The 16,295-nt window shown below is 60.2% G+C and carries 10 protein-coding genes; 3 read left to right on the top strand and 7 right to left on the bottom strand.

Annotated elements, in window-relative coordinates; all coding sequences use genetic code 11:
• Positions 1-142: 142 nt before the first annotated feature.
• Both ccoG and AACY49_RS20650 read right to left on the bottom strand, forming a co-directional pair.
• On the bottom strand, positions 143-1,573 hold the full coding sequence (ccoG, locus tag AACY49_RS20655; protein ID WP_339526087.1) for a cytochrome c oxidase accessory protein CcoG: 1,431 nt from the start codon (positions 1,571-1,573) through the stop codon (positions 143-145).
• Between the two features lie 194 nt (positions 1,574-1,767).
• Positions 1,768-2,001 (bottom strand): DUF3203 family protein, encoded by a 234-nt coding sequence (locus AACY49_RS20650; protein ID WP_258696010.1) that lies wholly within the window; start codon positions 1,999-2,001, stop codon positions 1,768-1,770.
• A gap of 343 nt (positions 2,002-2,344) precedes the next feature.
• Here AACY49_RS20650 and AACY49_RS20645 point away from each other — a divergent pair, with 343 nt between their 5' ends.
• The 3 genes from AACY49_RS20645 to glgB all read left to right on the top strand — a co-directional run bounded on the left by AACY49_RS20645 (position 2,345) and on the right by glgB (position 9,988).
• Positions 2,345-4,345, top strand: coding sequence for an alpha-1,4-glucan--maltose-1-phosphate maltosyltransferase (locus AACY49_RS20645; RefSeq protein WP_339526085.1), 2,001 nt, complete (start codon positions 2,345-2,347; stop codon positions 4,343-4,345).
• A gap of 67 nt (positions 4,346-4,412) precedes the next feature.
• The gene (gene treS / locus AACY49_RS20640) at positions 4,413-7,754 is read left to right on the top strand and encodes a maltose alpha-D-glucosyltransferase (RefSeq protein WP_339526083.1); all 3,342 of its coding nucleotides are present in this window, start codon (positions 4,413-4,415) and stop codon (positions 7,752-7,754) included.
• A 2-nt stretch (positions 7,755-7,756) separates the two neighbouring features.
• Positions 7,757-9,988, top strand: a complete 2,232-nt coding sequence (gene glgB / locus AACY49_RS20635) for a 1,4-alpha-glucan branching protein GlgB (protein WP_339526081.1) — start codon at positions 7,757-7,759, stop codon at positions 9,986-9,988.
• A gap of 124 nt (positions 9,989-10,112) precedes the next feature.
• Here the strand turns inward: glgB and AACY49_RS20630 are convergent, their stop codons facing one another.
• The 5 genes from AACY49_RS20630 to AACY49_RS20610 form a co-directional block, all read right to left on the bottom strand.
• Positions 10,113-11,159 (bottom strand): autotransporter domain-containing protein, encoded by a 1,047-nt coding sequence (locus tag AACY49_RS20630; RefSeq protein WP_258696006.1) that lies wholly within the window; start codon positions 11,157-11,159, stop codon positions 10,113-10,115.
• A gap of 427 nt (positions 11,160-11,586) precedes the next feature.
• Positions 11,587-12,387 carry an endonuclease/exonuclease/phosphatase family protein gene (locus AACY49_RS20625; RefSeq protein ID WP_258696005.1) on the bottom strand — a complete coding sequence of 267 codons (801 nt, stop codon included), beginning with the start codon at positions 12,385-12,387 and terminating at the stop codon, positions 11,587-11,589.
• 200 nt (positions 12,388-12,587) lie between these two features.
• Entirely contained in the window at positions 12,588-13,346 is a 759-nt protein-coding gene (locus tag AACY49_RS20620) for a PIG-L deacetylase family protein (protein WP_320390771.1), read from the bottom strand.
• 335 nt (positions 13,347-13,681) lie between these two features.
• The gene (gene glgX / locus AACY49_RS20615; protein WP_339526077.1) at positions 13,682-15,841 is read right to left on the bottom strand and encodes a glycogen debranching protein GlgX; all 2,160 of its coding nucleotides are present in this window, start codon (positions 15,839-15,841) and stop codon (positions 13,682-13,684) included.
• 91 nt (positions 15,842-15,932) lie between these two features.
• Positions 15,933-16,283 carry a DUF2934 domain-containing protein gene (locus tag AACY49_RS20610; protein WP_320390769.1) on the bottom strand — a complete coding sequence of 117 codons (351 nt, stop codon included), beginning with the start codon at positions 16,281-16,283 and terminating at the stop codon, positions 15,933-15,935.
• Positions 16,284-16,295: the final 12 nt, after the last annotated feature.

Genomic DNA, 16,295 nt, shown 5'->3' with positions numbered 1-16,295 from the left:
TTGTGCACTGTTGTGGCGAGGGAGCTTGCTCCCGCTCGGCTGCGTAGCAGTCGTAAAATTTTGGGGGCGCTTCGCACCCCAGCGGGAGCAAGCTCCCTCGCCACAGGGGACCGCATCTGACAAAGGACTGCATCTTAAAGGCTCAACGGTTCATCGGTGCAACAAACCGGCTGTTGGCCACGCTGTAGATGTCCGGCTCATCGCTGTCGACAATCTTGAAACTGATCGTCTGTGAGCTGCTGCTCGGCCGTTCCGTGGTCATCGCCACCGATACCGGTACGTCGACGATCTCTCCGGGGGCCAGGCTCAGTTCGGTCTTGCCTTGCAACTGGAAGCCGTCGCCATCGACCAGCGTCAATTGATAATCCTGACGTTGCTGGGTCTTGTTGATGACCTTCAGGCTGTAGATGTTTTCGATCTGGCCTTCACTGTTCTCGCGGAACAGGCCACGGTCTTTGCTCACGTCCAGCGACACCATCGGCCGTTCCACCAGCGCCAGGGCGAGGGCGCCGATCATCACCAGCAGCACCATGGTGTAACCGATCAGCCGCGGGCGCAGCAGGTGGGTCTTGCCACCTTGCAATTGATGCTCCGAGGTGTAGCTGATCAGCCCACGGGCGTAGCCCATTTTGTCCATGATCGAATCGCAGGCGTCGATGCAGGCGGCGCAACCGATGCATTCCATCTGCAAGCCGTCGCGGATGTCGATGCCGGTCGGGCAGACCTGCACGCACAATTGGCAGTCGATGCAATCACCCAGTCCGACCTCGGCAGGTTTCACCTCACGTTTGCGTGGGCCACGGTTTTCACCGCGGGCCACGTCGTAGGAAATGGTCAGGGTGTCCTTGTCGAACATCACGCTCTGGAACCGCGCATACGGGCACATGTGCATGCACACCGCTTCGCGCAGCCAACCGGCGTTGATGTAAGTGGCCCCGGTGAAGAACAGCACCCAGAACAGGCTGACGCCGCCGATTTGCAAGGTCAGCAGTTCTTCGGCCAAGGGCCGGATCGGCGTGAAGTAGCCGACAAAGGTCAAGCCGGTGAGCAGGCTGATCGCCAGCCACAAGGTGTGTTTGGCCGAGCGGCGGAGCAGTTTGTTCAGGCCCCAGGGAGCGGCTTGCAGCTTGATTCGCTGGTTGCGTTCGCCTTCGGTGATTTTTTCGCACCACATGAAGATCCAGGTCCAGGAGCTCTGCGGGCAGGTGTAACCGCACCAGACTCTGCCTGCGAACACGGTGATCGCAAACAGACCGAACGCGGCGATGATCAGCAGCGCCGAGAGCAGGATGAAATCCTGTGGCCAGAAGGTCGCGCCGAAGATGTGGAATTTGCTTTCGGAGAGGTCCCAGAGCACCGCCTGGCGACCACCCCAGTTCAGCCATACCGTGCCGAAGAACAGCAGAAACAGAAACCCCGCGCCGCTCATGCGCAGGGTGCGGAACAAACCGGTGAAGCTGCGGGTGTGGATCAGGTTGTCGCTGGACTTGGCCTTTATCTTTGGACGCAAGGGCTCATTGCTTTTTATAAATGAGGCAGGCTCAACGGTTCGGACGGGGATTCTATTGCTCATGGTCTTTCGCTCATCAGCCTCCATCAGGCCTGAGCACTATGACCAGCGATCTGTTTGCATAACAGACTCAGCTAACGCAATAAAAAGCGGATCAGATGGATTGCCCGCACCCGCCTGCGACAACTTGATGCACCCGCAAGGGCGGGCTGCAAACGCCTGTGGCAGGTGTTTGCGGCGTGTATTGTGCGGGTCAGTCAAATCACCGAATCACTGTCCGTGGCCTTCAAGTGCCGGCGACCGTCCACGGCGCCTGCTACGGTCAATGCATCGGCTTCTGCTTCGGTGATGTAGAAGCGCTGGCCGTCGAGGTCGACCGCCGACATGGATTTTTCCCCGTCGGTGATGATGGTGACATCGGGGCAAAGACGAATTTCTTCGCTGTTCTCGGTGATGAAAAAGCAGGTCTGGTTGTCGATGCGCACGGTCATGGGGGTGTCCCTTTTCTACGGATTCTTAAGGGTTAGGACCCATCTGTCGGTTATCGTTCTGTGCAACCGATTAATGGCGGGCACCCTGCTGTAAAAGGACCGCCCCCCGCCCATCGGTTCATGGGTTCACGACCGTCTACAGTGGCAGATGGCGTGAGTCGTGCTTAAGTTGGTTGACCTGTACGCGGGGAATTTGATTCCCCGAAAGACTTGGCAAATCCCTCTGAACTTTTACCGGTGCCTGCGGCTCGGAACTTAAGTGAGTTCATGTCGGGGCAGACCGCTCCGCGTGAACGACGACCAGGCACAAGAGCGTCCTTGGGGCGTAAAGGAGAGATGCTCGATGACTGCTGAAAAACCCACAGAGCTGAGCTACAACCCCCATATACCGCTGTCGCAGGCCTTACTGCTGCCGCGGATCGTGATCGAAAACACCATGCCGACCCTCGATGGCGGGCAATTCGCCGTTAAAGCCGTGGTCGGTCAGGACGTGGTGGTGACCAGCAAGGTATTTGCCGACGGTCACGACAAACTGGCCGTGCGCATTCGCTGGCGTGCCGAGGGCGACGACACCTGGCAGAGCGAGGTGATGGCCGAGCTGGGCAATAACGGCTGGCAGGGCCAGTTCCGTGTCGAGCAGCAGGGCCGCTATGCGTTCTGTCTCGAAGCCTGGATCGATCAGTACGCCAGCTTTTGTTATGAGCTGGAAAAAAAGCACGTTGCTGGCGTCTCGGTCAGCCTGGAGTTGCAGGAAGGGCGCACTCACGTCCAGCAGGCGGCCGAACGCAGCGACGGCCAACTCAGCGAACAATTGGCGGCGTTGCACCATGAGCTGTCCAGTCTGCTCGAAACCGAGCAGGTCGCCTTGTTTCTGCACCAACACAGCGCGGACTTGATGGCCCGGGCCGACCATCGTCCCTTCCTGAGCCTGAGCCCTGAATACCCGGTGGACGTGGAGCGGGAGTTGGCGCAGTTCGCCAGTTGGTATGAGTTGTTTCCGCGCTCGATCACCAATGACCCGGCCCGTCACGGCACCTTCAACGATGTGCATGCGCGGCTGGCGATGATCCAGGACATGGGCTTCGACGTGCTGTACTTCACGCCGATTCACCCGATCGGCCGCAGCTACCGCAAAGGCCCGAACAATTCGTTGACCGCCGGCCCTGACGATCCGGGCAGCCCTTACGCCATCGGCAGCGAAGAGGGCGGGCATGAGGCGATTCACTCGGAACTGGGCAGCCGCGAGGACTTTCGCCGGCTGGTCGCGGCCGCCGCCGAGCATGGGCTGGAAGTGGCCCTCGACTTTGCGATTCAGTGTTCCCAGGATCACCCGTGGCTCAAACAACATCCGGGCTGGTTCAACTGGCGGCCGGACGGCACGGTCAAATACGCCGAGAACCCGCCGAAGAAATACCAGGACATCGTCAACGTCGATTTCTATGCCGTGGACGCGATTCCCAGCCTGTGGACCGAGTTGCGGGACATCGTGGTGGGCTGGGTCGAGGAGGGCGTGAAGCTGTTTCGCGTCGACAACCCTCACACCAAACCGTTGCCGTTCTGGCAGTGGCTGATCGCCGATGTGCGAGCGCTGTACCCCGAGGTGATCTTCCTGGCCGAAGCCTTTACCACGCCGGCGATGATGGCGCGTTTGGGCAAGGTCGGTTACTCCCAGAGCTACACCTATTTCACCTGGCGCAACACCAAGACCGAGCTGGCGACCTATTTCACCGAACTCAACGAGTCGCCATGGCGGGAATGCTACCGGCCGAATTTTTTCGTCAACACGCCAGACATCAACCCGGCGTTCCTGCATGAGTCCGGGCGTGCCGGCTTTCTGATTCGTGCCGCGCTGGCGACCATGGGCTCCGGGCTGTGGGGCATGTATTCGGGTTTCGAACTGTGTGAAGCGGCGCCGGTGCCAGGGCGGGAGGAGTACCTCAATTCCGAGAAGTACGAAATCCGCCCACGGGATTACAACGCGCCGGGCAACATCATTGCCGAAATCGCCCAGCTCAACCGTATCCGTCGGCAGAACCCGGCGTTACACACGCACCTGGGCCTGAAGGTCTACAACGCCTGGAACGACAACATTCTGTACTTCGGCAAACGCAGCGTTGATGGCAGCAATTTCATTCTGGTGGCCGTCAGCCTCGATCCGCACAACGCCCAGGAAGCGAATTTCGAATTGCCGCTGTGGGAAATGGGCCTGCCTGACGACGCCAGCACCCAGGGTGAAGACTTGATGAGCGGCCATCGCTGGACCTGGCACGGCAAGTACCAGTTCATGCGGATCGAGCCGTGGCACCTGCCGTTCGGGATTTGGAGGATTACCGCACCGTCATGATCGTTCCCACGCAGAGCGTGGGAACGATCTCGGCCAAGGCGTTCTCTAGTATTAACAGGAGTTTCAAATGGCGAAGAAACCCAGGTCAGCCACCTTCATCAAGGACCCGCTCTGGTACAAGGATGCGGTGATCTACCAGGTTCACGTTAAGTCTTTTTTCGACTCCAACAATGACGGGATCGGCGACTTTCCCGGCCTTATCGCCAAACTCGATTACATCGCCGATCTTGGCGTCAACACCATCTGGCTGTTGCCGTTCTACCCCTCGCCACGACGTGACGACGGCTACGACATCGCCGAATACCGTGGCGTGCACGCTGACTACGGCACCATGGCCGATGCCAAGCGGTTCATTTCCGAGGCCCATAAACGCGGCCTGCGGGTGATTACTGAACTGGTCATCAACCACACCTCGGACCAGCACGCGTGGTTCCAGCGCGCGCGCAAGGCCAAGCCCGGCTCGGCGGCCCGCGACTTCTACGTCTGGTCCGATGACGACCAGAAATACGACGGCACCCGCATCATCTTTCTCGACACCGAAAAGTCCAACTGGACCTGGGACCCGGTGGCCGGTCAGTACTTCTGGCACCGTTTCTATTCCCACCAGCCAGACCTGAACTTCGACAACCCGCAAGTCATGAAAGCGGTGCTGTCGGTGATGCGTTACTGGCTCGACATGGGCATCGACGGTTTGCGCCTGGATGCGATCCCGTACCTGATCGAGCGCGACGGCACCCACAACGAAAACCTCCCCGAGACCCACGATGTCCTCAAGCAGATCCGTGCCGAGATCGACGCAAACTATCCCGACCGCATGTTGCTGGCCGAGGCCAATCAGTGGCCGGAAGACACTCAGCTGTACTTTGGCAACACCGATGCCAGCGGCCAGAACGGCGACGAATGCCACATGGCCTTTCACTTCCCGTTGATGCCGCGCATGTACATGGCGTTGGCCCAGGAAGACCGCTTCCCGATCACCGACATTCTGCGTCAGACCCCGGAAATCCCCGCCAACTGCCAGTGGGCGATTTTCCTGCGCAACCACGATGAGCTGACCCTGGAAATGGTCACCGACCGGGAGCGCGATTACCTGTGGAATTACTACGCGGCCGACCGTCGGGCGCGGATCAACCTGGGGATTCGCCGGCGTCTGGCGCCGTTGATGGAGCGCGATCGTCGCCGCGTGGAATTGCTCAACAGCCTGCTGCTGTCGATGCCCGGCACGCCGACCCTGTATTACGGTGATGAAATCGGCATGGGCGACAACATCTACCTCGGCGACCGCGACGGTGTGCGCACACCGATGCAGTGGTCGATCGACCGTAACGGCGGGTTCTCCCGCGCCGACCCGGCCAGCCTGGTGTTGCCGCCGATCATGGACCCGCAATACGGCTACCTGTCTGTCAACGTCGAAACCCAGGCTGGCGACCCTCATTCGTTGTTGAACTGGACCCGGCGCATGCTCGCGATACGCAAGCAGTCCAAGGCCTTCGGTCGCGGGACGTTGAAGATGCTCTCGCCGAGCAATCGACGAATTCTGGCTTATACCCGCGAATTCACCGGTCCGGACGGCAAACACGAGATTATTTTGTGCGTGGCCAACGTGTCCCGCAGCGCGCAAGCGGCGGAACTGGATCTGTCGGCATACGTCGGCATGGTTCCGGTGGAGATGCTCGGCGGCAATGCATTCCCGCCGATCGGCCAGTTGAATTTCCTGCTGACGCTGGCGCCTTACGGCTTCTATTGGTTCGGGCTGGCGGCGGAAAACCAGATGCCGAGTTGGCACGTGGAACCGGCGCAAAGCCTGCCGGACTTCACCACCCTGGTGCTGAAGAAACGCATGGAAGAGCTACTCGAAGCGCCGTCCCGTCACACGCTGGAACAGGGCATCCTGCCAAGCTGGTTGCAGAACCGCCGCTGGTTCGCTGGCAAGGACGGCACCATTGATAGCGTCAACCTCGCCTACGGCGTGCGCTTCGGCGACCCGCAGCATCCAGTGCTGTTGGGTGAAATCGATGTCACCAGCGGCGGTCAGACCAGCCGCTATCAGTTGCCATTCGGTTTTATCTCCGAGGAGCAGGTCGGCGCGGCGTTGCCGCAGCAATTGGCGCTGGCCAGGGTCCGGCGCGGTCGGCAGGTCGGCTTGATCACCGACGCCTTCAGCCTCGACAGCTTTGTTCATGCGGTGTTGCAGGGCATGCAGGCCGGCACGGTGTTGCCGTCTGATGGCGGCGAGATCCGTTTCGAACCTACCGAAGAGTTGGCCAGACTGGGACTGAGCGCCGAGTCGCAGGTGCGTTACCTGTCCGCCGAGCAATCCAACAGTTCGGTGGTGATCGGCGGCAGTCTGGTGCTGAAACTGATCCGCAAGGTCGCGTCAGGCGTGCACCCGGAACTGGAAATGAGCGCCTACCTGACCCACGCCGGTTTTGCCAATATTTCGCCGCTGCTGGGGGCGGTGATACGTCGCGATGCGGCGGGCGAGGACACGCTGTTGATGATTGCCCAAGGCTATTTGAGTAATCAGGGCGATGCGTGGGAATGGACGCAGAACAACCTCGAACGGGCGCTTCGCGACGAACTCGCCAATGCCGTGTCCGAGCAGGAGCAGCACTACAACGCCCTCGGCGAACTGAAGGATTTCGCCAGCATGCTTGGCCAGCGCCTGGGGGAAATGCATCAGGTGTTGGCGGCCCCGAGTGCCGACCCGGATTTTGCGCCACAGGTCACTACCCAGAAAGATGCCCTGGCCTCGGCCAAGGATGTGACGGCGCAATTGGAGCACGCGCTGAAGTTGCTCAAGCAGCATCAAACCGAACTGAACGCGGTGGACCAGGCATTGGTCGGTCGATTGCTGGATAACAAAAAAGCCATCCTCAGTCATGTTCAGGAACTGGGGAAAAAGGCGGCTGGCGGATTGCGCATTCGCGTCCATGGCGACTTGCATTTGGGGCAGGTGCTGGTGATCAAGGGTGATGCCTACCTGATCGATTTTGAGGGTGAACCGGCGCGACCGCTGCATGAACGCCGGGGCAAACACAGCCCTTATAAAGATGTCAGCGGCGTGTTGCGCTCCTTCGATTACGCCGCGGCGATGATGATCAATGTGCAGAATGTCGACAACACCCCCGACGCCCGGATGGCGCGTCAACGCGTCGCCGAGCGTTATTTGAAAGAGGCGCGACAATCATTTGTCGACGCTTATCGGCTGGCGGCAGCTAGTCTTGCTCATGCATGGCAAGATCCTGAAGGCGAGGACGCTGCGCTGGCGTTGTTCGGTCTGGAGAAGGCGGCGTATGAGGTGGCCTATGAGGCTGAAAATCGCCCCACTTGGCTGCCCGTGCCGTTGCACGGTTTATATGGACTATTGAGTGGGCTTAAACCCTTTTCCGATCTTGGTGGAGAGTAGTCATGAGTTTCTCGAACAAGGAACAGGGTCACGCTAAAGAGGCAATGTTGCCCAGGGCGCGGGACATCGACGCGCTGGTGCGTGCCGAACATCACGATCCTTTTGCAATACTCGGCCCCCATGGCGATGGCGCTGGCGGGCAATTCATTCGCGCTTATCTGCCGGACGCGTTAAGCGTGCAGGTGTTGGCCAAGGACTCCGGGGAAGAGCTCGGCCATCTTGAGGCGACCCAGACACCGGGGCTGTTTGTCGGCCACTTCGATCGGGCGCAACCCTATCTGCTGCGTACCCGTTGGGCCGGCGGCGAACAAACGTCAGAAGATCCTTACAGCTTCGGCCCGTTGCTCGGCGAGATGGACTTGTACCTGTTCGCCGAGGGTAATCACCGTGATCTGAGTGGTTGCCTTGGCGCGCAGCTGAAAACGGTCGATGGCGTGGATGGCGTGCGGTTCGCCGTATGGGCGCCGAACGCCAAACGGGTGTCGGTGGTTGGTGACTTCAACAACTGGGACGGTCGCCGGCACCCGATGCGGCTGCGCCATCCTACCGGTGTCTGGGAACTGTTCATCCCGCGCCTGCAAGCGGGGGAGGCCTACAAATACGAAATCCTCGGTACTCACGGCATTCTGCCGCTCAAGGCCGATCCGATGGCCCTCGCCACCACGCTGCCGCCGGACACCGCGTCGAAAGTCGCCTCACCGCTGAAAGTCGACTGGCGGGACCAGGCCTGGATGCAGTCACGGGGCGAGCGTCAGCGAACCAGCGCACCGTTGTCGATCTACGAGTTGCACGCCGGTTCCTGGCAATGCGAGCTGGATGACCTGGGCGAAGTCGCCCGTCAGTACACCTGGCCCGAGTTGGCCGAGCGGCTGATTCCTTATGTGAAGGAGCTGGGTTTTACCCACATCGAGCTGATGCCGATCATGGAACATCCGTTCGGTGGCTCATGGGGTTATCAACTGCTGTCGCAATTCGCCCCGAGCGCCCGTTACGGCTCGCCGGATGAGTTCGCTGCCTTCGTCAATGCCTGTCACCAGGCCGAGATCGGCGTGATCCTCGATTGGGTGCCGGCGCATTTCCCCACCGATACCCACGGCCTTGCACAGTTCGACGGCACTGCGTTGTATGAGTACGGCAACCCGATGGAGGGTTTTCACCAGGACTGGGACACGCTGATCTACAACCTGGGCCGCACCGAGGTGCACGGTTATATGCTGGCGTCGGCGTTGCACTGGCTCAAGCACTTCCACGTCGATGGCCTGCGGGTCGACGCGGTGGCGTCGATGCTGTACCGCGATTACTCGCGCAAGGCCGGCGAGTGGGTGCCCAACCGTCACGGCGGTCGGGAAAACCTGGAAGCCATCGATTTCGTCCGCCATCTCAACGATGTAGTGGCCCTGGAAGCACCGGGCGCGCTGGTGATTGCCGAAGAGTCCACCGCGTGGCCGGGTGTCAGCCAGAGCACGCAACAGGGCGGACTGGGTTTTGCCTATAAGTGGAACATGGGCTGGATGCACGATTCGCTGCATTACATTCAGCAAGATCCGGTATACCGCGCCCATCATCACAACGAGCTGAGTTTCGGCCTGGTGTATGCCTGGTCCGAGCGTTTCATCCTGCCGATTTCCCATGACGAAGTGGTTCACGGCAAGCACTCGCTGATCGACAAGATGCCCGGCGATCGCTGGCAGAAGTTTGCCAACCTGCGGGCTTATCTGAGTTTCATGTGGACGCATCCTGGCAAGAAACTGTTGTTCATGGGCTGCGAATTCGGCCAGTGGCGTGAGTGGAATCACGATCAGCAACTGGACTGGTATTTACTGCAATACCCGGAACACCAGGGGGTGCGCAAACTGGTCGGTGACCTGAACCGGCTGTATCGCGAAGAGCCGGCGCTGCACGATCAGGACGATGCCCCGCAAGGCTTCCAGTGGTTGATCGGCGACGATGCGATCAACAGCGTCTACGCCTGGCTGCGCTGGAGCAAGGAGGGCAGGCCGGTGTTGGTGGTGGCCAACTTCACTCCGGTGCCGCGTCAGTCCTACCGCATCGGCGCGCCGTTTGCCGGGCGCTGGGTCGAGTTGATCAACAGCGATGCCGACACTTATGCCGGGTCCAATTATGGAAACGGTGGCGGGGTGTTCACCGAGGAAGAGCCGAGCCATGGGCAGGCCCTTTCGCTGGTGTTGAATTTGCCGCCGTTGGCGGTGTTGATCCTGCGTCCGGAGGGTTGATTTAACACCGTGTCGCTCCTATCGCGAGCAGGCTCGCTCCCACAGAGGAATGCATTTCAAATGTGGGAGCGAGCCTGCTCGCGAAGAGGCCGGTCCGAACAAAGCACGTCTTGAAGGCATACTCTCACCACCGCATCCGCACACCCAGGCTGCCAATCAACCCGTTCAAATCATTGTCATCCACATTGCTGCTGTAATCGGCGCTGACATACAGGCTGACCAAAGGTGTCACTCTGGCCACCAGCCCCAGACCCACGTCCACCGACGAGGAGCTGCGGCTGCTGCTGATTTTGTCGACCTGATCCAGGCTGACGGTGTTGCCGGTGTACACCGTGTGCCACAGGTTGGTCCGCACATAGGGTTCGACCGGCAGGCCGTTGATATCGTAAGTGCCTTTCAAGCGTGCCCCGACCCGTCCGCTCCAGGCGTTCACGTCGCTGGACGAGGCGTTGCCGGAGCCGGCGTACGGCGTATCCAGCGTGATGCGTTGATTGATCAACTGCGCCTGGGGTTCGACCACCCAGTTATCGCTCAGGCCGATGGGGAAGCCCCCTTCCACCGACAATGTCACCGCGCTGCCCTCGGCGGCTTGCCGCGCGCCCTGGTCGTTGCGGCTGTAACCGCTGACCCGGCCACCGCTGGCCGACAAATCTACGTGCCAGCCTTGCGGCCCGGTCAAGCTCCAATAGGCACCAAGGCTTTGGCCTTGAAGGTTGAGCGTGTCATTACCGGGGTCGGCGAGGGCGCGGCTGGTCAGCAGGCCGTTGTCGTTGCCCTGGAATTGAGCGGTGCCGCCGATTAGTCCGACCCGTTGGGTATTGCCGCTGGCGCTTTGCACGGTCAGGAGCGCCGGGCCTTTGAGTTCGCTGGCGCCGGGAATTGTGCCCTGGGCCAGATAATCGGTTTGGGCCTGCCGCGATGTCGCCCCATAGACGTAGTCCCAGGCCGAAGGCGCAGTGTCTTCGATCGTCAGGCGTGAGTTGTGTAAACGGTCGGGATAGGTGGCGAAGCCGAAGGGCAAGGTGAGTGTCGGCGGTTCCTGGTTGTACCAGAGGGTTGTTTCATCCTCGGCGGGCGATGCTCTCACCTCCATGGATGAGCACAGCAGGAATGAACCCGAGACAACGCAAAAAGTAATTTTTATCTCTTGTGGGGTGAATGAAGTTCTCATGGGGGTCTACCTTGCAATCGCATGCGTATCTCGCTGTGGCGTCTCTCCTACCCCGAATGAGGGGCGACCGAATGGATTGAGGCAAGGTCCGACCCGCCCGTTTTTACGGGTGTCTGGAGGCTTGCCCCTGATGGATTTCCGGGGGTAGTAAGGACTAGCTAAGAAGACCGATGGCGTCGCGTCAAGAAAATGGCCGATAAGTGGTATTGCTAATTTTAGTTCTGTAAGTGACTGATTTTTGGCGCAGATCTAAGTTGTTGTTTGTGCGAAAAATCATTCTGAAAGGTGCGCTCCAGACGTGTTAGGTAGTGGGCTATCGGTTGCGCGACGGATCACCCGTGCAAAATTCATGAGCAAGTCCGGCACGTTATTACGGTCATTTTTTCTGTTGGGCGCGGCAGTTCCTGGCGCCTGTCGCTTGACGGTGTTAAAGGCGCACCTCCACCGCCAGCGGCAAGTGATCCGACAGGTGCGTCCAGGGCTTGTAGCCGAGTATGCGCGGCTCATGACTGCTGGCATTGCGCAGGTAGATCCGGTCCAGGCGCAGCAGGGGAAACCGCGCCGGGTAAGTTTTCGCCGGCCGGCCATGGTGGCGTTCGAAGGCTTCATGCAGGTAGTCGCGTCGGGCGAGGGCGGCGTTGCCTTGTAACTGCCAGTCGTTGAAGTCGCCGGCAATGATCACCGGAGCATCGTCAGGCAACGATTCGAGCAACAGGCAGAGCAACTGGAGCTGGAGTTGTCGATGGCTTTCCAACAGGCTCAGGTGCACGCAAATGGCATGCACCTCGGCATGGCCCGGCACATCCAGCACACAGTGCAGCAACCCGCGCCGCTCGGGGCCGGTGATCGAGACATCGAGGTTACGAAATTCGCGTATCGGGTATTTCGACAGCAGGGCATTGCCGTGGTGGCCGTTGGGATAGACCGCGTTGCGACCGTACGCGAAATCGCTCCACATGCTGTCGGCCAGGAACTCGTATTGCGAGGTTGGTGGCCAGTCGTTGTAACGGGAGGAATGCCGGTCGTGCTCACCGACCACTTCCTGTAGAAACACCAGGTCCGCCGACGTACTGCGTACCGCTTCACGCAATTCCGGGAGGATGAAGCGTCGGTTGAGGGCGGTGAAGCCCTTGTGAGTGTTGACCGTCAGCACTCTGAGTCGATGAATCGCCGGGGGCGTGTTCGATGGCACTGATTCGACGGCTTGGCGTTCGGCATCGCTGGTCACGTTCACTCCTCTGAATCAGGGCTGCTGTATCTATGCGACTGATGCGTGGGCGAGCAGTTCAGCGTGATTTGTGGCAAGGGTGCTTTTGTGGTGAGGGAGCTTGCTCCCGTTCGGCTGCGCAACAGTCGCAATGATTTTGGGGCCGCTTCGCAGCCCGGCGGGAGCAAGCTCCCTCGCCACAAGAAAAATCTTCGAGTCATTCAGACAAACACGATTTCATACGGCAACCGCATGCGCTCCAGAATCACCCGGGGCAACATCGGGGCGATGCCGATCGCCGGTTCGCCGTCGAGTTGGCTGGCGTAGGCGTAGGTGGCGTGGCTTTTGCGCGCGACGGTCCAGGTGTCGAGGCGCACCTTGCGCGCGCGATGCCAGGGGATCAGCCCGTGATCGCGCATCGGCCAGTGCCAGGCCCAGACCGGTACTTCGTTGAGCGTCGCACCGACCAGGGCCGCAGCCCGGGCGCTGGCCCGGCCGACAGCGTCGTGGTCAACATTGCCGTCTTGGCGCCAGGTGCTGAACACCACATCGCCGGGGCGCAGGTAGCGGACGATGAATTGGGTCAACTCTGACTCCCGCTCGGCCAGCGCATTGTCGGTGAAGCCGCCGCGAATCCACTTCAGGCTGTGCATCGGCAACCCGAGCCGGCGCAAGGCTTCGACGCTTTCCTGGGGGCGGAACACGCTCAGGCGTTTTTCCGACCACTGTCGCGAGCCTGGATGGCTGGCGCTACCGTCGGTGATCGAGATCAATTGCAGGGGATGACCGAGGACGCACAGCAGTTGCAGCAGGCCACCGCAGGTCACCACTTCATCGCCGGGATGCGGGGCGATCACCACCGCGCGGGCGCCGGCCGGGACCAGCGTTTCGGTGTTGATGACGGGAATGTTGTCCAGTTGCGCGGCGCTGTTCCAGATCTGCGCGGGCAAGCTGTTTTCGCTGATGGAAACTGTTTTCATAGGCGCTACGTCCTTGTTCAGTCTTGCCCTCAGTCATGCGCAATGCTTGCGGGGGAGCAAGCCTGGCAAACCCTTGAAGGCGGGGTAGATAGCAATGTGCAGCGCTCCGAACCCTGGATTGCCGCGGGCAGAGTATTGCCCATGAAACGCTATTCGTCGCCCCAGCCTTTGGTCTGATGCGGTTTTTTTAACCCTGGCTGTGTCGGGGTTCGCAAAAAATCAGCAAAACCCTGTGGGAGCGAGCCTGCTCGCGATAGCGGTCTGTCAGTCACATCAATGCCGCATGTGCCATCGCCTTCGCGAGCAGGCTCGCTCCCACAGGGATTGCCTCGTTTTCACTCTTCTTCCTCATGCTGCAATTCGAACAGCAGCAGCGAACGGCCGGTGACCGAGTATTGGCGACCGAATTCGAAGTGTTCCTGGCCTCGAATCGACGGTTGATTGGTATCGATCATGCAGGTCCAGAAACCGCCGTCAGGCACTTCCGGCAGCAGGAAATTGACGATGTCATGGTGGGCGTTGACCACCAGCAGCAGGGTCGCGTCGGCACCCTTGCGGCGAATGCCGGTTTCCTGGGCGCGGCCATCGAGCAGCATGCCCAGGCAGCGACCGTGGCCTTCCTCCCATTGCTCGTTGGACATTTCGCTGCCGTCCGGGGCCAGCCAGGTCACGTCCTTGACGCCGATGTCTTCGTTGTAATTGCCCACCAGGAAGCGCCCGCGCCGCAGGATCGGGTAGGTCAGGCGCAGTTTGATCAGGCGTTTGACGAACTTGAGCAGGGCCTTGCCGTCTTCGCTCAGGTCCCAATTGACCCAACCGATCTCGCTGTCCTGGCAATAAGCATTGTTGTTGCCTTCCTGGGTGCGGGCGAATTCGTCGCCGGCTACCAGCATCGGCGTGCCCTGGGACAGCAGCAACGTGGCAAAGAAATTGCGCATCTGGCGCTGGCGCAGGGTATTGATCTCGGGATCGTCGGTGGGGCCTTCGACGCCGTGGTTCCAGGACAGGTTGTTGTTGCTGCCGTCCTGATTGTTCTCGTCGTTGGCTTCGTTGTGTTTGTCGTTGTACGACACCAGGTCGTTCAGGGTGAAACCGTCGTGGGCGGTGACGAAGTTCACCGAGGCATACGGCCGCCGGCCACGCTGATTGAACATCTCGCCGGAGGCAGTCATGCGGCTGGCGAAGTCCGCCAGTTGGCCGTCGTCGCCTTTCCAGAACGCGCGCACGGTGTCGCGGAATTTGTCATTCCACTCAACCCAACCCGGCGGAAAGTTGCCGACTTGATAGCCACCGGGGCCACAATCCCACGCTTCCGCAATCATTTTCACCTGGCGCAGCACCGGGTCCTGACGGCAGGCCACGAGGAAGCTGTGACGCTCGTCGAAGCCGTCGTGGTAGCGGCCAAGAATGGTCGCCAGGTCGAAGCGGAAGCCGTCCACGTGCATTTCCGTGGCCCAGTAACGCAGGGAGTCGGTGACCATTTGCAGCACGCACGGGTGGCTCAGGTCCAGGGTGTTGCCGGTGCCGGAATCGTTGATGTAGTAGCGCTTGTCGTCGGGTCTCAAGCGGTAGTAAGAGGCATTGTCGATGCCACGCATGGACAGGGTCGGGCCTTGTTCGTTGCCCTCGGCGGTGTGGTTGTAGACCACGTCGAGGATCACTTCCAGATTGGCCTCGTGCAGGTGCGCGACCATCTCCTTGAACTCGGCGATCTTGCCGCTGGCCAGGTAGCGTGGGTCCGGGGCAAAGAAGGCGATGCTGTTGTAACCCCAGTAATTGGTCATGCCTTTGTGCAGCAGGTGCTGGTCATTGACGAAGGCATGAATCGGCAGCAATTCCACGGTCGACACGCCGAGTTTGCGGATGTGTTCCAGCACGTCATCGACCATCAACCCGGCGAAGGTGCCGCGCAGGTTCTCGGGGACGGAGGGATGACGCATGCTGAAACCGCGTACGTGTGTCTCATAAATGATCGTCTTGTCCCACGGCACGCTGACCCGATGGTCGTGGCCCCAGGTGTGAGCCGGGTCGATCACTTTGCATTTGGGCACGAAGGGCGCGCTGTCCCGTTCATCGAAACTGAGGTCGGCGTCAGGATGGCCGATGGTGTAGCCGAACAACGCTTCGGACCATTTCAATCGGCCGACCAGTTGTTTGGCATAGGGATCGATCAGCAGCTTGTTTGGGTTGAAACGATGACCGTTGGCCGGGTCGTACGGACCGTACACGCGATAGCCGTAGATCAAGCCCGGGTGGGCATCGGGCAAGTAGCCGTGGTAGATCTCGTCGGTGTATTCCGGTAATTCGATACGTTCGAGTTCCACCTCGCCAGCATCGTCGAAGATGCACAGTTCGACCTTGGTCGCGTTAGCCGAAAACAGCGCGAAATTGACCCCCAGGCCATCCCAGGTCGCGCCTAGCGGGAAGGGCAAGCCTTCACGGATTCGCGAAGCCTCGGCACGAGGTTCGGGCGCGGTTTTCTTTGGACTGGTCATAGCTGCTCCTGCAACGTTTTTTTGAGGGCGAATGCGCTCTCGGTGGCGAGAGGGCTCGCCACGAAGTCAATCAGGACAAGGCCGTGAAGCGTCAGACCGCGGGCGGTTTACGCGCGGCGCGAGGCTTTTTTACGGTGGCTTTTTCGCCCGGCGGAGTCACTGCCGAAGCTGCGGCGGGTTTGGCTTTGGGCTTGGCACGGGCTTTGGGTGTGGCTTCGATGCCCTTGGCATTGACCAGTTTGCCGTCGGGCTTGCTGGCAGCGGACTTGTTGCCGACACTTTTGCTGCCGGTCGCTTTCGCTGACTTGCCGGGCGCCAGTGCTTCGGCTTCGGCCAGCTTGCAGGCCATTTCCCAATGGCGTTTTTCCTGGCCTACGGGTTTGCCTTCGGATTCCCAGATTTGATAGGCAAATTCGCGGATGCGTTTATCGTCGGTACTCATCGCAATGCTCCT

Source organism: Pseudomonas sp. EL_65y_Pfl2_R96, assembly GCF_963970905.1.
GTDB lineage: Bacteria > Pseudomonadota > Gammaproteobacteria > Pseudomonadales > Pseudomonadaceae > Aquipseudomonas.
Note: the sequence above shows the minus strand (reverse complement) of the source record. Positions and strands in the feature narration are given on the sequence as shown.